The following is a 20,861-nucleotide window of genomic DNA, read 5'->3' as shown; positions in this document are numbered from 1 at the left end:
CCCGGTCAGCCTTCGCGCATCGGCACGCGCACGTCACGCTGCTGCGCGACCTCGTCGGCGCGGTCGTATCCGGCGTCGACGTGCCGGATCACGCCCATCCCCGGGTCGTTGGTGAGCACCCGCGCGAGCTTCTGCGCTGCGAGGTCGGTGCCGTCGGCGAGCGACACCTGACCGGCATGGATGGAGCGTCCGATCCCGACGCCGCCGCCGTGGTGGATCGACACCCAGCTGGCGCCGGAGCTGGTGTTGACCAGCGCGTTGAGCAGCGGCCAGTCTGCGATCGCGTCGGATCCGTCTGCCATCGCTTCGGTTTCACGGTATGGCGAGGCGACCGATCCACAGTCGAGGTGGTCTCGGCCGATCACGATCGGGGCACTGACCTCGCCGCGGGCGACCAGATCGTTGAAGGCCAGTCCAGCCTTGTCCCGCTCGCCGTAGCCCAGCCAGCAGATGCGGGCCGGGAGCCCCTGGAAGGCGATCTTCTCGCGGGCGCCGCGCATCCACTTCTGCAGACGGTCGTTGTCGGGGAAGAGCTTCATCACGGCCTCGTCGGTCGCGTGAATGTCCTTGGGGTCACCCGAGAGCGCCGCCCAGCGGAACGGGCCCTTGCCCTCGCAGAACAGCGGTCGGATGTATGCCGGCACGAACCCCGGGAAGTCGAACGCCCGGTCGTAGCCACCGAGGCGCGCCTCGTCGCGGATCGAGTTGCCGTAGTCGAAGACCTCGGCGCCAGCGTCCTTGAAGTCGACCATGGCCTCGACGTGCTTGGCCATCGAAGCCCGGGCCCGATCAGTGAACTCCTCGGGCTTCTTGTCGGCGTAGTCATGCCAGTCGCCAACCGAAATGCCTTCCGGCAGATAGGAAAGCGGGTCGTGCGCGCTGGTCTGGTCGGTGACGATGTCGATCGGCACCCCACGGCGCAGCAGCTCAGGGAAGATCTCGGCGGCGTTGCCGACGACCCCGACCGACCACGCGCGGCGCTCGTTCTTGGCGGTCACGGCCTTGTCGATGGCGTCATCGAGCGAGTCGGCGACCTCGTCGAGATAGCGATGCTCGACCCGGCGACGCAGGCGTGCCTCGTCGACGTCGACGATGAGGCAGGCGCCGTCGTTGAGGGTCACCGCGAGCGGTTGGGCACCACCCATGCCACCACAGCCCGCGGTGAGCGTCAGGGTGCCGGCGAGGGAGCCGCCGAAGCGCTTCTCGGCGACCGCGGCGAACGTCTCATAGGTGCCCTGCACGATGCCCTGGGTGCCGATGTAGATCCAGGACCCGGCGGTCATCTGGCCGTACATCGTCAGGCCCTGCTGCTCCAGCCGGCGGAACTCCGGCCAGTTCGCCCAGTCCGGCACCAGGTTGGAGTTGGCGATCAGCACGCGCGGCGCCCACTCGTGGGTCTGCATGACGCCGACCGGCCGACCGGACTGCACCAGCAGTGTCTCGTCGGCCTCCATCCCCTGCAACGTGCGGACGATCGCGTCGAAGGACCGCCAGTCGCGGGCAGCACGCCCGGTGCCGCCGTAGACGACCAGGTCGTCGGGGCGCTCGGCGACCTCGGGGTCGAGATTGTTCATCAGCATCCGCATGGGGGCCTCGGTCGCCCATGACTTCGCGCTCAGCGTCGTACCGCGCGGGGCGCGGACGGGACGTGCACCTTCCATGGTCAATCTCCTTGCTCTGCAGCAGTTTTCGTATGACGAATCAGTTGAGCGGCCCGGTTACGGCCTCGGCTGCGGCAACCGCCGCACCCGATGCGACGAAGTCGACCGCCAGCTCGACCTCGGGCGACAGGTGGCGGTCCGGGCCCGGCATGCCGATCGCTGGCAGCGCCGCGATGACTGCCGCGGACGCCGGTCCCGGGCGCAGCGGCGCGCGCAGCTGGATCCCGCGGGCGGCGGTCAGCAGCTCGATGGCCAGCACCCGCCGCAGTCCGTCGACGCAGCGACGCAGCTTGCGCGCCGCCGACCAGCCCATCGAGACGTGGTCCTCCTGCATCGCGCTCGACGGGATCGAGTCGACCGATGCCGGCGAGGCCAGTCGCTTCAGCTCGGAAACGATTGCGGCCTGGGTGTATTGGGCAATCATGTGCCCCGAGTCCACGCCCGGGTCGTCGGCGAGGAACGGCGGCAGCCCGTTGCTGCGGGACACGTCGAGGAAGCGGTCGGTGCGGCGTTCGGCGATGCTGGCCAGGTCGGCGGCGACGATCGCGAGAAAGTCGAGGACGTAGGCGACCGGTGCGCCGTGGAAGTTGCCGTTGGACTCCACCCGGCCATCCGGGGTGACAACAGGGTTGTCGACGGCGGCGGCAAGCTCCGCGTCGGCGACCGACGACGCGTGCGCGATCGTGTCTCGCGCACCGCCCGCCACCTGCGGGGAGCACCGCAGCGAGTAGGCGTCCTGCACCCGGGTGCAGGCCGACGGGTCGCGATGGCTCTCCCGAATCTCGCTGTTCTGCAACAGCTTCCGCAGGTTTTCGGCGCTGAGCGCCTGTCCGCGCTGCGGACGCAGCTGTTGCAGGTCGGCGGCGAAGACATCGTCGGTGCCGAGCAGGCCCTCGACCGACATCGACGCGGTGAGGTCGGCGGCCTTGACGAGGTCCTGCAAGTCGGCGATCGCCAGGCACAGCATGCCGAGCATGCCGTCGGTGCCGTTGATCAGCGCAAGACCTTCTTTTTCCCGCAGCTCGATCGGCGTCAGCCCGGCTGCGGCAAGCGCGTCGCCCGCCGGCATCAACTGTCCGGCCGCGTCCCGCACCTCGCCCTCACCCATCAACGCGAGCGCACAGTGCGACAGTGGAGCGAGGTCGCCGGAGCAGCCGAGCGAACCGAACTCCCGCACCACCGGGGTGATGCCGGCGTTGAGCATGCCGACATACGTCTCGAGCGTCTCCGGCCGAACGCCGGTGCGACCGGTCGCGAGGGTGCTGATCCGCAGCAGCATGAGTGCGCGCACGACCTCGCGCTCCACCTCTGGGCCCGACCCGGCCGCATGCGAGCGCACCAGACTGCGCTGCAACTGCGCGCGCTGCTCGACCGGGATGTGCTTGGTGGCGAGGGCCCCGAATCCGGTGGACACGCCGTAATGCGGGATCGGGTCGTCGGCCAGCTTCTCGATGATCGCGCGACTGCGGGCGACCTCGGCGGCCGATTCGGGCGACAGCTCGACGACGGCTCCGTGCCGCGCGACCGCGACGACCTCGTCGATGGCGGGCGGTCCGGTTCCCACGGTGATCGCGTTGCTCATGACTCCATTGCAGCCCCGCGACGACCGCGGCATTGCACCGTACGGTCGCATTGTGTCTCGGATATGAGACAGTGAGGCGAGTATGCCGAATGCACCCGCCGCAGCACAGGCCCTGGCCCTGCTGCAGCTTCTCGCTCATCACGCGGAGCCGCTGCCGGCCGCGGCGATCGCCCGCGAGCTGGGCCTGCCGCGTTCGTCGACCTACCACTTGCTCACGGTGCTGAAGGAGTCCGGCTTCGTCACCCATCTGGCCGACGACCGTCGCTGGGGCCTCGGCGTCGCGGCATTCGAGCTTGGCTCGGCATACCTGCGGCAAGCCCCGTTGCAGCGCATCGCCCGCCCGGTGCTGACCCGGCTGGTCGAGGCCACCACACACAACGCGCACCTTGCGGTGCTGCACGGGCGCGACGTGTTCTACGTGATCGAGGAGCGTGCTCCTCGGCGGCCATCGCTGGTCACCGACGTCGGGGTGCGCCTCCCCGCCGCCCTCACCGCGTCCGGACTCGCCATGCTCGCCGCCCTTTCACCGCAACAGTTGCGGGCGATCTACCCGGCCCGAGACGCGTTCGTGCAGCGCAACGGCAAGGGGCCGACGTCACTCACCGCGCTCAACTCCGAGCTCGCCCAGGTCCGCGGTCGCGGCTACGCGGTCGAAAGCGACTCCGTCACACCGGGATTCGCTTCGGTCGCCGCCACCGTGCTGGACCACAACGGCAACGCCGCGGCCGGCGTCGCGGTGACCTACCCGTCTGACGACCCGCCCGCGCACCAGCTGCTCGTCGCCGCCGTGCAGCGGGCCGCCACCGAGCTCAGTCGTCGTCTCGGCCACCGCGCCGCGACCGCGGTCATTGACGCACCCATGGGCTAATTTGCGAGACTGGACCCATGGACACCACCACCGTGGTGCTGGCGGGGGGCCAGTCGTCCCGTTTCGGCGAGGACAAGACGCGCGCGCTGCTCGGTGGCACACCCCTACTCGATCGGGTGCTGGATGCACTCCCCGGCGACTCCGACATCATCGTGGTCGGTGAGGCCCGCCCGACGACCCGCCGGGTCCGGTGGACCCGCGAGGAGCCGCACTTCGCCGGCCCGTTGGCCGCCCTCGGCGCAGCTCTTCCACTCATCGAGGGCGAGACGTTCATGCTCGTCGGCGGCGACATGCCGTCGGCCGCACCGGCACTCCCGCAGCTGGCCGAGTTGCTGCAGGGCACACCGGTCGACGCCGTGGTCGCCACCGACCTGAACGGCCACCGTCAACCGCTGCTCGCGGCATACCGCACGCATGCTGTGCGGGCCGCGATGCCGCACTCACCGATCGATCTGTCGATGCGTGTGCTGCTGCACGACCTGGACGTGACCACGGTGCCGATCGAGGAACAGTTCGTCACCGACATCGACACTCAGGAGGACCTGGCCCGGATGAATTCGGTGTATGACGGTGCCGACGCACGCAGCGCTCGCGAAGCGGACCTGGTCACCTACTACGACAACGAAGCCGCGGATCGGCGTGACAACCCCCTGCCCGAGGACCGGGCGGCCCGTCGCGACGAGTTCGTCGAGCAGCTGAGGGCCGAGGGTCGAGGTCGACTGCTCGAGGTCGGCACCGGCCCGGGACGGGACGCGCTCGCCTTCCAGCAGGCCGGTCTGACGGTCAGCGGCGTGGACCTGGCACCGGCGAGTGTGGAGCTGTGTCGGCAAGCAGGGCTCGACGTCCGCGTCGGGTCCGCCCTCGAATTGCCATTCGAGAGTGGTGAGTTCGATGCGGCATACACGGCGAGCACACTGCTGCACGTCGCCGACGAGGACCTGGACACGGCACTGACGGAGTTGGTGCGGGTGGTGCTGCCGGGAGCGCCGATCGCGATCGGCCTGTGGGGCGCGCCGGAGTCCCGCCAGGAGCGGTGGGGCAAGCAAAGCTACGGCCCGCCGCGCTTCTTCGCGTTGCGCAGCGATGCCGACCTCAAGGCGGCGCTCGTCGCGCACGGCGCGATCGAGAGGTTCGACACCTGGCCGAGCAGCGAGGGCGACGAATTGCACTACCAATGGGTGGTGCTGCGCACACCCGATCGCGCATAACGTTGGACCATGCGTGCGATCACCCTGCCCTCCTTCGGCGACGAGTCCGTGCTGACCCCGTCCGACGAGCCGACTCCGACCATGACCGATGACGAGGTGCTGGTCGACGTTGCGGCGGCCGGAGTCAATCGGGCGGATCTGATGCAACGTCAAGGGCTTTACCCGCCGCCGAAGGGCGAGTCGGAGATCCCCGGCCTGGAGATCAGCGGCACCATCGCTGCCGTCGGCGCGGACGTCACCGGCTGGTCGGTGGGTGACCGGGTGTGCGCCCTGCTCGCCGGCGGCGGGTATGCCGAGCAGGTCGCGGTCCCGGCCGGTCAGCTGCTGCCGGTGCCGGCCGACCTGGATCTGGTCGAGGCGGCCGCGTTGCCAGAGGTGGTCTGCACCGTGTGGTCGAACATCTTCATGTCGGCGCAGCTTCAGCCGGGTGAGCTCCTGCTGGTCCATGGTGGTTCCAGCGGCATCGGCACGATGGCCATCCAGTTGGGCAAGGCCTTCGGTGCGCGAGTGGCCGTAACGGCAGGATCGGCCGAAAAGCTCGAGCGCTGCAAGGAACTCGGCGCCGAGATCCTGATCAACTACCGTGAGCAGGACTTCGTTGAGGTGATCAACGAGGCGGGCGGTGCGAACGTCATACTCGATGTGATCGGCGCGAAGTATCTCGCTCGGAATATCGATGCGCTGGCGCTCGACGGCCGGCTCGACATCATCGGCATGCAGGGTGGGGTGAAGGCCGAGCTCGACATCAGCAAGCTGATGGCCAGGCGCGGCGCGATCATGGCGATGGGGCTGCGCGCCCGCGATCGGGCCAACAAGGCCGCGGTCGTTGCCGACGTACGACGGCACGTCTGGCCGCTGATCGAGTCCGGCGCGGTGCACCCGATCATCGACCAATTGCTACCGCTGGAGCGGGCCGGCGATGCACACCGCGCGTTGGCTGACTCGCAGCACGTCGGCAAAGTGCTGCTGACGACGTGATCTGACCGGAACGGCGCAAGCCGATGAGGCAGGATGAGAGCTATGACGCCCGAAACCGACAACCCGAAGAACGCCGACGAGCAGCGCATCGTGGTCGTGACGCAGGACGGCATGGGAGTGGCCGGCGGCTCGGCCGAGGACGACGGCGCGCAGACTGACGACAAGCAAGGTGAGAACCCGGCCGATCTGGTCGAGCAGCCGGCGAAGGTGATGCGCATCGGCTCGATGATCAAGCAGTTGCTCGAGGAGGTGCGCAATGCGCCGCTCGACGAGGCCGGTCGGCGGCGCCTCGCGGAGATCCACAAGCGGTCGATCGGCGAGTTGAAGGAGGGCCTTTCGCCGGAGCTGGTCGAGGAGTTGGACCGCATTGCGTTGCCGTTCAGCGAGGATGCGCCCAGCGATGCAGAGTTGCGGATCGCGCAAGCACAGCTCGTGGGCTGGCTGGAGGGGCTCTTCCACGGCATCCAGACCGCGATCGTCGCCCAGCAGATGGCCGCCCAGGCGCAGTTGCAGGCGATGCGCCGCGGACTGCCGGTCGGTCACGCGGACCTCGGTCAGCAACCGCCGGCCGGTGACGGTCCTCCGTCCCCGACGGGTCAGTACCTCTGAACGCCACCACGCACACCGCCGCGGCGTCCGACCGTAGCCGCACCGCGCTCCAGAACGCCTGGCTGATCGGGGTCGGCGTCTTCGTCCTCATCCGGGCGATCGGCATCTTCTGGCTGTCGTATGTCGGGGATCGGCAGGGCAAGAGCGTGCGCAACATGCTGTCGTCCTGGGACGGCGAGTGGATGCTCGCACTCGCCGAGCACGGTTACAACAGCGTGCCGCAGCGGCTGGTCGACGCGCACGGAATGCACACTGCCGACACGGCATACGCGTTCTTCCCCGGTTATCCGATGCTGGTCCGGGCGGTTGCGGTCCCGCCGGGCGTCTCGGTGTATGCCGCAGCGATCCTCACCAGCGTGGTCGCCGGTGCCGTGGCGACCGTAGCGGCATACCGGATCGGTGAGTGGTGCATGCTGCGCGCTCGTCCCGCAGAGGACCGCATGGCGCAGCGCGTCGGCCTGCTCGCCGCTGTCCTCTTCGCGGCGGCCCCGATGAGCATCGTGCTGACAATGGCCTACACCGAGGCGCTCTACTGCGCACTCGCCGGCTGGGCACTGCTCATGGTGCTCGAAAAGCGTTGGGTTGCAGCGGGTTTGCTGACCATCGCCGCCGGCCTGACCCGCACGACAGTCGTGGCGTTGATTGCGGTTGTCGTGCTGGCAGCGTTGCTGCACTGGCGCGACGGCTGGCGCCCGTGGGCCGCCATCGTGCTCGCCCCCCTGGGTTGGTTGGCCTGGCTGGTCGTGGTCGCCGTGCATGCCGGCTCGCCCATGGCGTGGTTCCGGATCCAGAGCAACGGCTGGGACACCGGATTCGATGCCGGTCAGGCGACGTGGCGGTATCTGCGTGAGACGCTCGCGACGAACAACTCCGCCGGGGACGTATTCACCGCTTGGGTGATCCTCACGACGTTAGTGCTCGTCGTGCTGGCATTCGTCACCCGATTGCCTTGGCAGGTCAGCGTTTACGGCGCGTTCGTGGTCGCCACCGTGCTGCTCACCGATGGCCTGATGAACTCCCGTGCCCGACTGCTCCTGCCGGCATACGTGCTGTTGGTGCCGGTCGCGATCGGCCTCGCACACCGCTCTCGCCTCACCCAGGCGACCGTCGGGGTCGGCGTCACCGCCGTCAGTGCATGGTTCGGCGCCTACATGCTCGGCGTCTACCCGTATGCGATCTGAGCGGGCACCTGGACGTCGGTCACCCGTCGCACGGACGACGCTGAGCCTGATCACGTTGATCGTCGACGACTACGACCGAGCAATCAGTTTCGTCCGCGAAGCGTTCGGATTCGAGTTGCGCGAGGATGTGCCGGCAACGACGACCGATGGCAGGTCCAAGCGGTGGGTCGTCGTTGCTCCCCCGACTGCGGAGACCGGAATCGTCTTGGCAGTGGCGGACAAACCGTCCCAGATCGCCGCAGTCGGAACGCAGTTCGCCGGTCGAGTTGGCCTGTTTCTCGACGTTGGAGATGTGGAGGTTGCCGCCGCGCGCGCCATAGCCGCGGGATGTGAGATCGTCCAGCCACGGCGTGACGAGAGCTACGGGAGCATCATCGTCATACGGGACATCTGGGGGAACCTCTGGGATCTGCGGGCCCCTGCTCACTCGTAGAGCACGTATTCCGGTTGCGGCGTGAGCGCCAGCACCTGCTCCGGCGTCATGAGTGGTCCGTAGCGCCCGTCCTCCTGGAAGAACAGCTTGAATCCGGGGTGGATGTGCGACGGTGTGCCGGCCATGACCGCGTTGTACGCCTTGACCTTGTCGTGCATCGGACCGATGCCGTCGACGGACTTCACCAGTGCAACTCCCTTGTGGGGCCGCAACTCCGCTTCGTCGCTGACGATGTTGCGACGCAGGACGTGGATCACCATCGGCTTCTCCGGCATCTTGTGCTCGCTGACCAGACCGGAGACGTATGACGCAACTTCGTCGAGCACCCGGCCCGTCGTGTGGCCGAAGACCTTGCCCGGTGTCTGGCCCGGACCGACCGACCACTCTGGGTCGAGCGCGATGCCGACGTCCGGCTCTCTCAGCCACCGCTCGATGGCCTTGACCTCGTCGAGGAATGCCGCCCGGCCCGGCTGAATGTTGAGCAGTAGCAACGCTTTGTGTTGTCTTGCGACGTCGAGCCACTGTTGCACAATGTCGTCACCGAGCCGGATCCGATATTGCCCGTCGGCGCCGGGTGCGCTCTGCACGATGCAGGAGATGAGCTCCATCACCGGCTGCACCCGACGACCGCCGCCCCACTCGGCCGTCTTGCCCATCATGCCTCTCGCTTCGTCGGCGAGGTCTCCCACTCCGAGCTGGCCGAGTGCCGGCGCGGCCGGTGACCCGCAGTAGCCGAAGAGCCGGTACGCCGGGAAGATCTCCCGCCCGCCGTTCGGCAACTGGGTGGGCGTCGGTGGTGCCGGGCTGCTGCTTGGTGGCGCCGTGCCCCCACCGCCCTCGCCTGGTCCTGAGCCGGCGGAACCGCTTGAGGAGCAGGCGGCGAGCGCTCCGAACGAGCCGACTCCGGCAATGGCGAGCAATGTACGACGTGTCAGTTTTCCCCCGTAAGACATTGCCTCCCACGGTAACTGCCGTCCCCCGAAGGCAACGGCAGGGGCCGCTCCGAGCGGTTCTGGCACGAGCGTGCGCCCGCTGATCGAGTAGGCCGAGCCGCTAGGCGAGGCCGTATCGAGATCAGCGGTCTGTTAGTCGGCGGGGTGGGTGAGGTAGGTGTGCCCGCCGGGGCTGGTCCAGGTACAGACGCCGTCGGGGGTCATGGTGACCTGCCAGCCGGTTTCGTGTTTGGCGCGGTGGTGGTGCCGGCACAGGCATTGCAGGTTGTGGGCTGCGGTGGGTCCGTCGGGGTAGGGGGTGATGTGGTCGAGGTCGGTGAGTTTGGCGGGTCGGGTGCAGCCGGGGAATCGGCAGTGTTGGTCACGGGCCCGCACGAATCGTGCCAACCGGGCGCCGGGGGTGTAGGTCTGGTTGGCGGTTTCGGCCACCGTGCCGATTTCCGCGTTGACCAGGGCACGGGTGATCTTGGTGCCGAGCAGGCGGGTGAGTTCGCGGACCGCATCGGCGGGGATGACCCCGACACCGGGGACTTGGATGTCGCCGAGCCGGTACCGCGCGGGGTTCGCGGTGGGGGCGGGAGTTTCGCTGGGTGTGGACTGCTGGGAGCGGATCCGATCGGGTGGTGGTCGGGTGCCGGTCCGTGGTACGGCTTCGAGCACCTTGGCTTTGAGTTGGCGTTCGGCCTCACTGATCGGGCGGCAACTGGTCGGGCGGCAGGTGTCGAGGTCGAGGACGACCGGGTTGATCGGGAGTATGAACTCAGGCGGACCGGGCGGTCGTACCTTCGATGTCCACGCGCCGACGGCTCCGGGTGTCGCGTCGGTTGCTGCTGTGTCGTCAATGATGCTCGGCCGGTCCAGCACGCCGACCCCGCCGCCCACGCCCGTGCCGGTTGCGTCACTCGTGCCCGTCGCACGGTGGCGGCCGTGCGCTTCGGTCCCGCCAGTGCCGGCCTCCGGACTCGTGTTTGTGGACGCGGCGGTAGCCGGGTGGAACGGCACGTGCAAGACGAGTTCGGTGATCACGTGCGCGTTCGACAACAGCAGGTCGGTCAGGGCGTCGACGCGGCATTCGCCGAGGCTCTTACCGGTCGTGGTCGAGCCGTGCAGCACCTTCGCGTGGGTGTTGATTGCGGTCATGAGTTGCGCCGCGTCCAGGGAGGGCAGGATGGCAGTGAGGGTGGACATGCCTGGTTCCCAGTGGGGTGCGACGGTCACGTCGGTGGACTCTCGTCGTCGTGCCGCCGCAGCGTGGTCGGCTGCGACCGGTGCGTGCTGGGTCAGTAGGCGCCCGGTGCGGCGGCGGAGTTTTGTCGATGTCGAGGTCTCCGGGGTGCTGGCGAGGATCTCGGCTTCGATGGTTGCGGCGAGGTCGACCGGACAATCAGCCGCCTCGGGTGTGCCGGTTGCCGGGATTGCGCCGGCGAGGGTGTCGCTGACCGCGACCACTTTCCGTCCCTCCAACTCCCCGGTCCCGGCCTGGTGGAGCAGCAGCGGCGTGTAGCGCACACTCTCGGTCGCTTGGGTGAGTCGCAGGCTGGTTTGCCGGTCGGTCCACCCCAGCCGGGCACCGACTTCCAACGGTGTCCAGGTGTCGGGGTGGTGCGGGTGTTTGTCGTATTCGCGTTGCGCGAGTTGGTCCAGGCGCAGGGTTTGGGTGGCCCAGGCGGAGTTTTGCACCTGCTGGGTGGCGAGCACCTGATCGAGCAACTCGCCATCTGAGAGACCCGTGCCGTCGGACTCGTGGGCCTTCTCGAACGCAGCCCGCAGCAGCGTCTGTGCGGCCTCCAAGAGTTCGCTCGTGGTGGCAGCAGCGATCACCGGGTCGGTGAGTGCCTGCTGCAGCTGGGACATACCCAAATCATACACGTGTTCGATGTGGTTGGGAAGGGTGCACAAGGCCGAATAGTGTGTGGTTCCAGTGTGATTCGTGGAATCGAGCGGGGGTTGTCAGTGCCCGGTGGGATGGTGTTGCGTGGTGGAGTAGGAGTGGTCTCGATACGGGCTCCCCCGCTTCGCTCCTCCGCCCTACTCGACCACCCCCGCCGGCCCCAAGGACTTGGCTGCTTCGCCCTACTCGACCAGCCCCCACCGACCCCAAGGACTTGGCTGCTCCGCCCTACTCGACCACCGCCGAGATCTTGGCTGGTTCGCTCTACTCGACCACCGCCGACGGGACCCCACCCGCCAGGTTGCGGAAGGGGGCACGATCAGGTGCGTGGCGAGATCTCTGAGCGGGGCGAGGGGCCGCGTGAGCGGCCCTATGCAGCGAAGCGGAGCGCCAGCGGAGCGAAGCGGAGTGAGGCCGCGAGGGTGGTCCCTCGTCCCGCGGCGCGCGTTGGTCCCGCGGCCAGCGAGTCATCCCGAACCGCCGAGCGCGCTCCGCGAGGTAACGATCAGCACCGGCCACCACTGGCGCGCTTGACCTTCACACTGTGTGATGGCTTCCGATGAGTGCCGTGATGCTGAGTATCGGTGAAATCGCACAGGCGACCGGAGTGTCCCGCCGCATGCTGCGCCATTGGGAAGACGCGGGTCTGCTCGAGCCGGCGTACGTCGACCCGGGCACCGGATACCGGCGCTATGCCGCGAGCCAGACGGGGCGGGTCCTGCCGTCGCGACGCTCCGCGAGCTCGGGTTCGGGCTCGCAGACATTGCGGCCCTGCTGAGCCCTACCGTCGAGCACCTCACTCTCGAACGCACCCTCCGGGCCCAGGCGAGCGCGCTCGAGCAACAGATCGCCGAAGCCACCACGCGCCTGACACAGGTGCAGGAGCGGCTCCACGCCATTGAATCAGGAAGCCGGAAGGTCACCATGAATCTCACGCAACAGCCTTTACCCGCAATGCAATTGGCCGCCTATCAGGTCAGGGTGCTCGACGAGACCGAGATCCCCGGAGCCGTTGCCGAGCTCCGATCGAAGCTCGATCCGCTCGCCGGCACCAACGCTCTGACGCTGGCCTTCGACGGCACCGATGACGATGCGATCGTGGTCACCGCGGGCATCGATGCGACTGCCGCAGAGTCAGACGATCAGCTGAGTGCGATCACGTTGCCGGCCGAAAGCACGGCGATATCAGTGCGTTTCGACGAAATGCCACCTCAACCCTCGGACGTCTGGGCCACTATCGACGCCCACCTGGCGACTCTCGGGCTCCGCACCCACGGCATCCACCGGCACCTCGTGGCGCCGGACGGGTCGGTCACCCTGCAGGCGCCGGTGCACGACGCTTAATCGAGCACACGCCCCGGGCGGGGGACACGCCGAGCCGCACGCACCGTCGCCAGGATCCGGGCCGTCGCAGAGTCGATGTCCCACCACTCGTCGAGCGGGAGCCAGTCATGTCCGGTCGCTTCGCTCGCCACCTGTATGACGGGCTCCCGCTCACACACGACCCGGAAGATGACGTCGATATGACGTAGCGACGGCTCGAAGACGGTCGCGAACGAGTCACCCGGGTCGATCCGTAAACCGGTCTCCTCCAACACTTCTCGGGCCACGGTCCGCTCGGGACGCTCGCCTCGGTCGATCAGGCCACCGGGCAGGCTGACTCCGTGCCGATGCGTCTGGCGCAAAGCGAGCAGCTTGCCGTCGTACTCGATCAACGCGATTGCCCCGACGCTGAACGTCGGCGTCGTCAACCGCACGAGTCGGTAACTCGGGCCGGTCGGCAACCACCGGAAGAGGGTCAGACCGAGCCTTCGCAGCGGTCCGGGGCGAGCGTGCGACATCAAACCACCTGGGCGGCCGCGGACCGGCCCGCCGAGCGGCCAGAGAAGATGCAACCGCCGAGGAAGGTGCCCTCGAGCGAGTTGTAGCCGTGCACACCACCCCCGCCGAACCCGGCTGCCTCACCGGCCGCGAAAAGTCCTTCCACCGGAGCACCGGCGATGTCCAACACACGCGACTGGAGGTCAGTTTGCAGACCGCCCAACGACTTTCGGGTCAGCACGTGCAGCTTCACCCCGATCAGCGGCCCGGCTGACGGGTCCAGGATCTTGTGCGGCTTGGCCACCCGCACCAGGCGGTCACCGCGATAGCGCCGCGCACCACGCAGTGCAGTCACCTGAGCGTCCTTGGTGAACGGGTTGTCCAGCTCACGGTCCCGCGCCACGATCTGGCGTTCGATCTCGGCCGGGTCGAGCAATGGAGCGTCGGTGAGTGCGTTCATCTTGGCGACAAGGTCCGAAATGTCTTCTGCGACAACAAAGTCGGCACCATGCTGCTTGAACGCCTCGACCGGACCCGGAGCGCCCTTGCGCACCCGGGAAGCCAGCAGTTTCAGGTCTTTGTTGGTGATGTCCGGATTCTGCTCCGAGCCCGACAGCGCAAACTCCTTCTCGATGATCTTCTGCGTCAGCACGAACCACGAATGATCGTGTGGCGCGAGCTCCGGTGTGGTGCGCAGATATCGAAGCGTGCCGAGGGTGTCGAAGCCGGGCAGATACGGATGCGGCAGCCGTCGGCCGAGAGCGTCGAACCACATCGACGACGGACCGGGCAGGATGCGGATCGCGTGCTGGGGCCACACCGGGTCCCAGTTGCGGATGCCCTCGACGTAGTGCCACATGCGATCCCGATTGACCGTGCGTCCGCCGGCCTGCTCGGTGATGTCGATCATGCGGCCGTCAACGTATGCCGGCACACCCGTGATCATCGCCTTCGGTGCCGCACCGAGGCGCGCGGGCCACCACTTGCGCACCAGGTCGTGGTTGCCGCCGATGCCCCCGCTGCTGACCACCACCGCCTGTGCTGCCAGCTCGAAGTCACCGACCTCGTCACGGTTGCTGGCGACACCGCGGGCGGCGTTGTCTTCCTTGAGGATTCGGCCTCGCACACCGGTAACGGCGCCACCTGAGGTGACCAGCTCGTCCACCCGGTGTCGGTGCAGGAAGCGCACATGGCCCGTCTCGACCGCCGCCAGCGCGGCCTCGGCGAACGGCTTCACCACCCCGGTGCCGGTCCCCCACGTGATGTGAAAACGAGGCACCGAGTTGCCGTGACCGTCGGCTCTGCCATCGCCACGCTCGGCCCACCCGACGACACCGAGCCAGCCCATGCCGCGCTCCTTGAGCCAGGACCGCTTCTCACCGGCGGCGAATTCGACATACGCCCGGGCCCACCGGTGCGCCCACGAATCCTCGTCGTCGAGCCGGTCGAACGCCGCGCTGCCCTGCCAGTCCTGCCAGGCGAGCTCAACCGAGTCCTTGATGCCGAGCCGTCGTTGTTCGGGAGAATTGACGAAGAACAGGCCGCCGAACGACCACCAGGCCTGGCCGCCGAGATTGGCCGGGCTCTCCTGGTCGACGATCACGACGCGCTTGCCCGCCGCGACGAGTTCGCCGGCGGCAACCAAACCGGCCAGCCCCGCGCCGACGACGATGACGTCTGCGTCCATCTGGTGAAACCTCCGTGAGATCGGAGCTCCAACCTAACCTGGTCGTATGGCGACACCACGCTTCGACGAGATTGTCGATCGACTGTATGCCGAGCCGCCCGCCAACTTCGTGGCCACGCGTGATGCTGCAGCCAAGCAGGCGCGCGAGAGCGGGGACAAGGACCTGGCGTCCCGGCTGAAGGCACTTCGCCGTCCGACAGCGGCGGCGGCACTGGTCAATCTGCTCGTGCGCAGCGCGGCCGACCCGGGCATCCCACAGCTGCTGGACCTCGGTGCCCGGCTGCGCGACGCTCAGAGCAGTCTGGACGGACCGGCGATGAAATCGCTCGGCGCAGAACGCAATCGGCTCGTCGCCGGCCTGCTCGACTCAGTGGCCGAACTCACCGACGAGGACCTCACCGGCGGTGTCAGGGATCAACTGATCTCGACCTTCACCGCGGCGATCGCCGACCCGGAGGCAGAGACCGCGGTGAGCAGCGGGCGACTGGTCAACGCGATCAGCTACAGCGGATTCGGAGAGGTGGACGTCAGCGACGCGGTCGCCACGCCACTGCCCGACCGACCGAGGCCGCAGGTCACGCCCGCGCAGACCGCCGACGCGGCCAGCGGTGCAGCCGAAGTCATCGAAGCCGTCGACGAGGGCGCTGCGGAGCGCGCCGCCGCCGCGAACCGCATGCTCGAGCGGGCGCAACGGGCACTGCAGGAGGCGAAGGACGCCGAGGCATCCGCACTCGCCGCACTCGATCTCGCCGAGCGGACGCTGACTGCGGCGCGGCATACCCACGACAGCGCCGGTCGACGCGCGAAGCAGGCGACGACCACGCGCGAGGCGGCCGAGCAAGCGGTCGCCGACGCGCAGGCCGTCCTCGGGACTACTTAGTGATCAGGCCCTGACAGTAGGTGCGCAGGCCCTTGCTGTCGCGGTTGAACCACTGTGTGTCCACCGTCTGCCGGTTGGTGCGTGCCTGCGCCATCTTCTCCATGTCCCGCACGACATAGCTGATCCGCTTCTCGAATCCGGCGTCGCCGGCCTGGGGGGCGAGGCCGCGCAGCTCCTTCGCGGTGCTGCGGAAGTTGGCCGCGGCCGAGTCGAGCTGGGTGGAGACCTGGGTGTCGACCGCGTTGTTCCACTTCGTGGCCGCGTCGTTGGTCTTCTGGGTCGCGGTGGTGCAGGCGCCGACCGGGTCGACCTTGACCGAGGGCGACGAGCTCGTGGCGGCCGCGGAGCTGCTGGACGATGCCGACGGGCTGGCCGAACCGGCCGAGCTACTGGAGGAGCCGGCCGAGCTGGAGTCCGAGCTGCTCGCAGCGGTCGAGCTCGACGTCGGCGCAGCCGAACTCGTCGTCGCGGAGGAGCTGCTGCTGGTGGGCAGGGTGCTGCTGGTAGCCGCGTCGTTCGAGCCGCCGCTGGAGCAGGCAGTCAGTGCGGCGACGCCGCAAGCGGCGGCCGCGAGGGCGGTCAGCCGCTTCACGTTATGGGTTGTGCGCATGGGACCACCATGCACGGCGGGCGTGTCGCTCTCCAAATCGGGTGATCCGCGTCACGCCGCCGATTTCAGCCGTTCGCGGCCGTCGACGCGTCGGGCGCGGTGGTCGCCCGGCGAACCATCTCGGGGTTGGCGTCCAGCCAGCGCAGCATGTTGTCCGCGACCCAGTCGGGGTCGTCGAGCATCGGCGTGTGGCCCTGGCCGGGGCCCTCGACATACGTCCAGTGCGGGTGCGCAGCGGCCAACGCCTGCGCCGCGCGGACGCTGACCAGCTTGTCGCGCGCGCCGTGCAGGAGCAGCACCGGCTGCAGGATCTTGTTCATCGTCGCGGCGTACTTGCCGCGCCGGGTGATCTCCCAGAGCACCGACTTGGCCGCCGCAAGAAATTGCGCGTCCCCGTCCGGCACTTCGTCGCGGCGCTGCCCCGCGCCGTCCACGTGCAATTGATAAAGCTCCGGGCTGACCCGTTTGAGGTCGGCGGTAACCAGCTTCAGCACGCCCCGCACCTGCTGCTCCAGCGATGCCCGCTTGGCCTGATCAGCGAGGAACCACGGGCCGAGACCCGGGGTCGCGTAGATGCCGAAACCCACTGCCACCAGTGGATGTGGCCGCTTGGTCGGGCTGATCGGGATCGCCGGGTCGATGAGTACGGCGCCGGCGACGGCACGCTTGTCGCTGGCCGCGAGCTGGCCGGTGAGCAGCCCGCCCATCGAGTTGCCGGCCACGATCGCCGGCCGGTCGCAGACCGTCTGCACGAAGCGCTGCAGCAGACGCAGGTTGGCCGGCACCTTCGCCAGGGCAGGCGCGACCCGCGTCATACCGTGCCCGCCGAGGTCGAGGGCGATCACCCGGCCACGCTCCGCGAGCAGGGGCATCACGTCGGCCCAGTTGGCCCAGGAACCGCCGAGCCCGTGCACCAGCACGAAGGTCGGGCCGTCCTCCGGGCCGGCGACGGTCACGTAGTGCACACGGGTGCCGTCAAGCTCGACGAACCGGTCTCGGGGCTGCGCAGTGGTCACGGTCGCCCAACATAGTTGGGAAAACCAACTCGTGGGTAACAAACCCTGCCCGTATGTCGGGCGACCGTGCCCGCTCAGGCCCGCGCGAGGTTGGCGGTCGCCTGGCGGTCGAGCTCCTTCAGCCGCTTCATTGCCGCCTTCTGCCGCGCGCCGTCGCCGGAGTGAAGGTCGGTGTTCAGCGCCTTGACCTCGGCCGGGTTCAGCCCGGCCCGCTTGGCACCCTGCAGGCTTTCCGGGGAGGCCAGGTCGATGTTCGGCACGGCAACCGCGCCCGGCAGCGACCGCGCTGTCGCGCCCGATGCGGCGACGCTGGGCATCGGCATCGAACTGCCGACCAGCGACGGGCTGATCACCGCGGCGAGCGCCTTGTTGCCCGAGGTGTTCGGGTGGTAGGACTCCTCGACCGGGTTGGACAGCCCGTTGATCCACTCGCCCTTGGTGCCGCAGACCTCGTGACCGGTGAACGACGGCCGCGGGTCCACCCAGGTCATGCTGTGCGCGCCGGCCTTGGTCCGCTCAAGGCTGTTCAGGTCGTCGGTGGCGGAGTTGAGGGAGGCTTCCTCCTCCGGCGAGAAGAAGGTCAGCGCGTTGCAGTCCTCGCCGTTGAAGATGTGCGGGTAGCCGCTGATCACGATCTTGGCGTTCGGCGCCTTGCTGCGGATCGCCGCGAACAGCGAGTCGTAACGACCCGGCAGGCTGCCGGTGAGGATTGCGCGGCCACCGGCGATCGCGCCGTTGCAGTCGCTCATCCAGCCCGGCTGGGCGCACTCGGTCAGCACACTGGAGAAGCCGACGTCGTTGCCGCCGATCGTCATCGTCACGTACTTGGTGTCGGTGCCGAGCGTGCCGAGCTGGTTTGCCGACACGTCGCCGGTCTTCGCGCCGCTGCACGCCTGGTAGCTGAGGGGCAGGCCCTTCGCCGAGGCGATGAGCGGCGCGTAGCCCAGCTGCGATTGGTAGCAGGAGTTCTGCGACGACTTCGTGCCGACGCCTGCGGAGTAGGAGTCGCCGAGGGCGACGTAGGTCGTGCCGGCCGCGTCGGCCGACGGCATCACGAGAGCTGCAGCCGCAAGGGCGGTGGTCGCGGACAGCGCCGCTGAGATCCGTTTCATAGGAATCAACCTGGCCCGCCCGGGCGACCTGTGGGGGTACGGGAGTCGAAAAGTTCTCCGCCGTAAGGTCAGGACTTGGTAAAGAACTCACTCATCGGCGCTCGCGCAGCCGCTGGTCCAGCTCGCGAAGTCGGGCGTGTGCCGCCGGGTCGTCGCGCTCCGCGCCGAGCGCCGCGATCTCGTCCGGGTCGAGACCATGGCGTTCGGCACCCACGCGGCTCGCGTCACTGGTGAGATCCGGCGGCACGAAAACCGGTGCAGGGGTAGGGCGTTCGGCGCCCTGACTGACGTTGGACCGCCAAAGGTCAAGGCCCGGCCGGCCCAGCACGCTCTTTTCCACCCCGAGCACCCGCCCGACCTCGGAGGCGTAGGCGCCGTGGCCGTCCGTCGTCGGATGGAACGACTCCTGGATCGGCAGCACCACATCGTGGACCCATGCCTCCTCGTCACAGACCGCGTGACCGGCGAAAGCGTCTCGCACGTCGACGAATTCGAAGCCGGCGGCGCCCGCCGCAGCGCCGATCACCTGCGCTAGCTCGTCGGCGGCGTCGTTGAGTCGGGTCATCTCCTGCGCAGTGAAGAAGGTGACCAGGCTGCAGTCGACTCCGTTGAACAGCCGTGGGTAGCCGGCCACCACCACGCGCGCCTTCGGTGCCCGCGCGCGGATTGCGTCATACAAGGTCGAAAGGCGGGTGGGCAGTTGCTCACGCAGGATCGCGAGCGCCGCGTCGATCACCGGTCCGGAGTCGCCCATCCAGGCCGGTTTGGCGCACTCGGTGAGCACGTGGGTGAAACCGACGTCGTTGCCACCCACCGTCACCGAGACGTATGACGCAGCCCGCGATACCGCCGCGAGCTGGGTGCCGGACACATCCCCCACGGTCGCGCCGATGCACGCCTGCAGATCGACCTGCACACCCAGCCCGGCCGCGACCTGCACCGGATAGGCCGAGGCTGTCTGCCAGCACGAGGTCTGGCTGTCCCCTGAGCCGACGCCTGCGGCATACGAGTCTCCAAGTGCGACATACGGGGCAGCGGCCATGCGTCCATCCCAGCAGAAAGGGGTGTCAGTCGGTGGGCGGGCGGCATCCCGCGCGCAGGACGAGCTCCAGCTCGAACCGGCGGTCGGGGTCGTCGAGTTCGTCGCCGAAGACGTCGCGCAGCTGCGCCAAGCGGTAACCGACCGTCTGCGGGTGCACGTGCAGGTCCTCGGCGATGCGAGCGCGCTCACCGCGGTGCCGCAACCAGGCGAGCAGGGTCTCGGCGAGGCGTTCGCGCTGGGCGGGCCGCAGGTCGAGCATCGGCTCGAAGCACACGGCCGCGAGGTCCTCCATCAACAGCGGGTCGGCCTGCAGCGCAATGGCAGCCAGGTAATCGTCGACGAAGCGCGGCTCCTCGCTGTCCTCGGCGAAGGCCGGGGTCGCCGCCGCGAGCGCGGCCGCACGGTGCGACTCGCCGGCACTCTCCCACGGCCGGGCCGGCCCGATCCAGGCACGACGGCCGCGCAGCGCAGACTCCAACTCCGTTCTGGCCTTTGCTGTTTCGGCCGCGGCGAGCAACACCACCACCTCACCGGTGCGACCGCTGATCAGCGCCTGATCACCGAGCAGCGCCCGCAGCCCCTCGGCGTGCTCCGGCGGCAGCACGATCGCGCGCACCCGCGCCGGGATCGTCCAGCCGGCACCGCCGGCCAGACGGCGGGCCTCGACCTCGGGCAGCTTGCCGCCGAGCAGCCGGCGCAGCAGCGACTCACGCCGCCGGTCGCGCTCCCCGACCTGACGGGACTGCTCCTCGGTGAAGCCCTCGACGCTCGCGGCGGACATCTCGTCGATGTAGACGAAGATCGACTCGCCGAGCGGCAGCATCAGCCGGGGTTCGATGCCGGCACGTTCGGCGACCGCGGACGCGGCTCGGAAGGTGACCCGCGCCCCCAGCCGGTATGCCGACAGCAACGCCTCGAGCGACCGACCGGTGCGCGCCTCGCCGATGCCGATCTGCCGGTAGACGGCCCTGGTCTCGGGCTTCAACGCCGGCTCGTCACGGCCGGGCAGGTCGATGAAGAGCCGCCCGAGCGCGATCTCGACGCCACGTCGCACGGCCGCCCCGAACTCGCCCTCCAGCGGCCGGGAGTACTCCGGCACCTCCTGCGGGATGCGCCCGATGATCTCCTCCACCAGCTCCGGCACGGCGTCGGCGAGGATCGAGCTGAGCTCGCGCGGCAGCGTCGACCAGGGCTGTTCGGCGCCGATCAGGCCGATGGCGGGTTCGGAGGATCTTCCCGACCCGTTCGCAGGTGCATTCAGGCTCGATGTGTTGGAAGGGACGATCGTCATCGTCATACGCCTCGAATTTGTGGTGACACGCTAATTCC

At 68.6% G+C, this 20,861-nt stretch carries 21 protein-coding genes; 9 read left to right on the top strand and 12 right to left on the bottom strand.

The features are described 5' to 3' along the window. Window positions 1-5 precede the first annotated feature (5 nt). Window positions 6-1,661 (bottom strand): urocanate hydratase, encoded by a 1,656-nt coding sequence (gene hutU, locus N2M23_RS02410; protein WP_265443010.1) that lies wholly within the window; start codon window positions 1,659-1,661, stop codon window positions 6-8. A gap of 40 nt (window positions 1,662-1,701) precedes the next feature. Further along, window positions 1,702-3,243 carry a histidine ammonia-lyase gene (gene hutH / locus N2M23_RS02405; protein ID WP_265443008.1) on the bottom strand — a complete coding sequence of 514 codons (1,542 nt, stop codon included), beginning with the start codon at window positions 3,241-3,243 and terminating at the stop codon, window positions 1,702-1,704. Between the two features lie 82 nt (window positions 3,244-3,325). Between hutH and N2M23_RS02400 the strand changes: the two genes are divergently transcribed. From N2M23_RS02400 to N2M23_RS02375, 6 genes are read left to right on the top strand one after another with little or no spacing between them, the layout of a single operon-like run. After that, the gene (locus N2M23_RS02400) at window positions 3,326-4,111 is read left to right on the top strand and encodes an IclR family transcriptional regulator (RefSeq protein WP_265443006.1); all 786 of its coding nucleotides are present in this window, start codon (window positions 3,326-3,328) and stop codon (window positions 4,109-4,111) included. Window positions 4,112-4,128: 17 nt separating this feature from the next. Further along, window positions 4,129-5,319 (top strand): NTP transferase domain-containing protein, encoded by a 1,191-nt coding sequence (locus N2M23_RS02395; protein WP_265443005.1) that lies wholly within the window; start codon window positions 4,129-4,131, stop codon window positions 5,317-5,319. A gap of 9 nt (window positions 5,320-5,328) precedes the next feature. Beyond that, on the top strand, window positions 5,329-6,297 hold the full coding sequence (locus N2M23_RS02390) for an NAD(P)H-quinone oxidoreductase (RefSeq protein WP_265443004.1): 969 nt from the start codon (window positions 5,329-5,331) through the stop codon (window positions 6,295-6,297). Window positions 6,298-6,339: 42 nt separating this feature from the next. Then, window positions 6,340-6,906 carry a bacterial proteasome activator family protein gene (locus N2M23_RS02385; protein WP_265443003.1) on the top strand — a complete coding sequence of 189 codons (567 nt, stop codon included), beginning with the start codon at window positions 6,340-6,342 and terminating at the stop codon, window positions 6,904-6,906. Next, window positions 6,903-8,087 carry a mannosyltransferase family protein gene (locus N2M23_RS02380; protein ID WP_341870579.1) on the top strand — a complete coding sequence of 395 codons (1,185 nt, stop codon included), beginning with the start codon at window positions 6,903-6,905 and terminating at the stop codon, window positions 8,085-8,087. Before N2M23_RS02385 ends, N2M23_RS02380 begins: the two co-directional genes overlap by 4 nt. A gap of 55 nt (window positions 8,088-8,142) precedes the next feature. Further along, window positions 8,143-8,520, top strand: coding sequence for a VOC family protein (locus tag N2M23_RS02375; RefSeq protein ID WP_265443002.1), 378 nt, complete (start codon window positions 8,143-8,145; stop codon window positions 8,518-8,520). Here the strand turns inward: N2M23_RS02375 and N2M23_RS02370 are convergent. Both N2M23_RS02370 and N2M23_RS02365 read right to left on the bottom strand, forming a co-directional pair. Continuing rightward, complete coding sequence (locus tag N2M23_RS02370; protein WP_265443000.1) at window positions 8,511-9,473, bottom strand: hypothetical protein; 963 nt, start codon at window positions 9,471-9,473, stop codon at window positions 8,511-8,513. The genes N2M23_RS02375 and N2M23_RS02370 overlap by 10 nt on opposite strands. Before the next feature lie 132 nt (window positions 9,474-9,605). Next, window positions 9,606-11,327 (bottom strand): HNH endonuclease signature motif containing protein, encoded by a 1,722-nt coding sequence (locus tag N2M23_RS02365; RefSeq protein WP_265442999.1) that lies wholly within the window; start codon window positions 11,325-11,327, stop codon window positions 9,606-9,608. 596 nt (window positions 11,328-11,923) lie between these two features. On the opposite strand from N2M23_RS02365, the gene N2M23_RS21105 reads away from it, so the two are divergent. Next, window positions 11,924-12,142, top strand: coding sequence for a MerR family DNA-binding transcriptional regulator (locus tag N2M23_RS21105; RefSeq protein WP_425270173.1), 219 nt, complete (start codon window positions 11,924-11,926; stop codon window positions 12,140-12,142). Here the strand turns inward: N2M23_RS21105 and N2M23_RS02360 are convergent. Beyond that, complete coding sequence (locus N2M23_RS02360; protein WP_265442998.1) at window positions 12,055-12,258, bottom strand: hypothetical protein; 204 nt, start codon at window positions 12,256-12,258, stop codon at window positions 12,055-12,057. The genes N2M23_RS21105 and N2M23_RS02360 overlap by 88 nt on opposite strands. A 30-nt stretch (window positions 12,259-12,288) precedes the next feature. On the opposite strand from N2M23_RS02360, the gene N2M23_RS02355 reads away from it, so the two are divergent. Continuing rightward, entirely contained in the window at window positions 12,289-12,708 is a 420-nt protein-coding gene (locus N2M23_RS02355; protein ID WP_265442996.1) for a hypothetical protein, read from the top strand. Here the strand turns inward: N2M23_RS02355 and N2M23_RS02350 are convergent. Together N2M23_RS02350 and N2M23_RS02345 are read right to left on the bottom strand one after the other, a co-directional pair. Next, window positions 12,705-13,205 (bottom strand): NUDIX hydrolase, encoded by a 501-nt coding sequence (locus tag N2M23_RS02350; RefSeq protein ID WP_265442994.1) that lies wholly within the window; start codon window positions 13,203-13,205, stop codon window positions 12,705-12,707. The two genes, N2M23_RS02355 and N2M23_RS02350, sit on opposite strands and share 4 nt — an antisense overlap. Next, on the bottom strand, window positions 13,205-14,872 hold the full coding sequence (locus N2M23_RS02345) for an FAD-binding dehydrogenase (RefSeq protein WP_265442992.1): 1,668 nt from the start codon (window positions 14,870-14,872) through the stop codon (window positions 13,205-13,207). The genes N2M23_RS02350 and N2M23_RS02345 overlap by 1 nt, the downstream gene beginning before the upstream one ends. 46 nt (window positions 14,873-14,918) lie before the next feature. Between N2M23_RS02345 and N2M23_RS02340 the strand changes: the two genes are divergently transcribed. Further along, entirely contained in the window at window positions 14,919-15,752 is an 834-nt protein-coding gene (locus N2M23_RS02340; protein ID WP_265442990.1) for a hypothetical protein, read from the top strand. On the opposite strand, the gene N2M23_RS02335 is transcribed toward N2M23_RS02340, so the two are convergent. The 5 genes from N2M23_RS02335 to N2M23_RS02315 all read right to left on the bottom strand — a co-directional run bounded on the left by N2M23_RS02335 (window position 15,745) and on the right by N2M23_RS02315 (window position 20,823). Beyond that, the gene (locus N2M23_RS02335) at window positions 15,745-16,362 is read right to left on the bottom strand and encodes a hypothetical protein (RefSeq protein ID WP_265442989.1); all 618 of its coding nucleotides are present in this window, start codon (window positions 16,360-16,362) and stop codon (window positions 15,745-15,747) included. The two genes, N2M23_RS02340 and N2M23_RS02335, sit on opposite strands and share 8 nt — an antisense overlap. 65 nt (window positions 16,363-16,427) lie before the next feature. After that, complete coding sequence (locus tag N2M23_RS02330; protein ID WP_265442988.1) at window positions 16,428-17,378, bottom strand: alpha/beta fold hydrolase; 951 nt, start codon at window positions 17,376-17,378, stop codon at window positions 16,428-16,430. Between the two features lie 74 nt (window positions 17,379-17,452). Continuing rightward, window positions 17,453-18,490 carry an SGNH/GDSL hydrolase family protein gene (locus tag N2M23_RS02325; RefSeq protein WP_265442987.1) on the bottom strand — a complete coding sequence of 346 codons (1,038 nt, stop codon included), beginning with the start codon at window positions 18,488-18,490 and terminating at the stop codon, window positions 17,453-17,455. A 91-nt stretch (window positions 18,491-18,581) separates the two neighbouring features. Then, complete coding sequence (locus tag N2M23_RS02320; protein ID WP_265442986.1) at window positions 18,582-19,532, bottom strand: SGNH/GDSL hydrolase family protein; 951 nt, start codon at window positions 19,530-19,532, stop codon at window positions 18,582-18,584. A 25-nt stretch (window positions 19,533-19,557) separates the two neighbouring features. Next, window positions 19,558-20,823, bottom strand: coding sequence for a PucR-like N-terminal domain-containing protein (locus tag N2M23_RS02315; protein WP_265442985.1), 1,266 nt, complete (start codon window positions 20,821-20,823; stop codon window positions 19,558-19,560). Window positions 20,824-20,861: the final 38 nt, after the last annotated feature.

Source organism: Flexivirga meconopsidis (assembly GCF_026162425.1).
GTDB lineage: Bacteria > Actinomycetota > Actinomycetes > Actinomycetales > Dermatophilaceae > Flexivirga > Flexivirga meconopsidis.
The sequence above is the reverse complement of the archived record's forward strand: the minus strand, read 5'-3'. Positions and strand labels throughout refer to the sequence as shown.

Coding starts and splice junctions, on each gene's coding strand:
- hutU (WP_265443010.1), bottom strand. CDS start 1,661: ATGGAAGGTGCACGTCCCGTCCGCGCCCCGCGCGGTACGACGCTGAGC.
- hutH (WP_265443008.1), bottom strand. CDS start 3,243: ATGAGCAACGCGATCACCGTGGGAACCGGACCGCCCGCCATCGACGAG.
- N2M23_RS02400 (WP_265443006.1), top strand. CDS start 3,326: ATGCCGAATGCACCCGCCGCAGCACAGGCCCTGGCCCTGCTGCAGCTT.
- N2M23_RS02395 (WP_265443005.1), top strand. CDS start 4,129: ATGGACACCACCACCGTGGTGCTGGCGGGGGGCCAGTCGTCCCGTTTC.
- N2M23_RS02390 (WP_265443004.1), top strand. CDS start 5,329: ATGCGTGCGATCACCCTGCCCTCCTTCGGCGACGAGTCCGTGCTGACC.
- N2M23_RS02385 (WP_265443003.1), top strand. CDS start 6,340: ATGACGCCCGAAACCGACAACCCGAAGAACGCCGACGAGCAGCGCATC.
- N2M23_RS02370 (WP_265443000.1), bottom strand. CDS start 9,473: ATGTCTTACGGGGGAAAACTGACACGTCGTACATTGCTCGCCATTGCC.
- N2M23_RS02365 (WP_265442999.1), bottom strand. CDS start 11,327: ATGTCCCAGCTGCAGCAGGCACTCACCGACCCGGTGATCGCTGCTGCC.
- N2M23_RS21105 (WP_425270173.1), top strand. CDS start 11,924: ATGAGTGCCGTGATGCTGAGTATCGGTGAAATCGCACAGGCGACCGGA.
- N2M23_RS02355 (WP_265442996.1), top strand. CDS start 12,289: ATGAATCTCACGCAACAGCCTTTACCCGCAATGCAATTGGCCGCCTAT.
- N2M23_RS02350 (WP_265442994.1), bottom strand. CDS start 13,205: ATGTCGCACGCTCGCCCCGGACCGCTGCGAAGGCTCGGTCTGACCCTC.
- N2M23_RS02345 (WP_265442992.1), bottom strand. CDS start 14,872: ATGGACGCAGACGTCATCGTCGTCGGCGCGGGGCTGGCCGGTTTGGTT.
- N2M23_RS02340 (WP_265442990.1), top strand. CDS start 14,919: ATGGCGACACCACGCTTCGACGAGATTGTCGATCGACTGTATGCCGAG.
- N2M23_RS02335 (WP_265442989.1), bottom strand. CDS start 16,362: ATGCGCACAACCCATAACGTGAAGCGGCTGACCGCCCTCGCGGCCGCC.
- N2M23_RS02325 (WP_265442987.1), bottom strand. CDS start 18,490: ATGAAACGGATCTCAGCGGCGCTGTCCGCGACCACCGCCCTTGCGGCT.
- N2M23_RS02320 (WP_265442986.1), bottom strand. CDS start 19,532: ATGGCCGCTGCCCCGTATGTCGCACTTGGAGACTCGTATGCCGCAGGC.
- N2M23_RS02315 (WP_265442985.1), bottom strand. CDS start 20,823: ATGACGATCGTCCCTTCCAACACATCGAGCCTGAATGCACCTGCGAAC.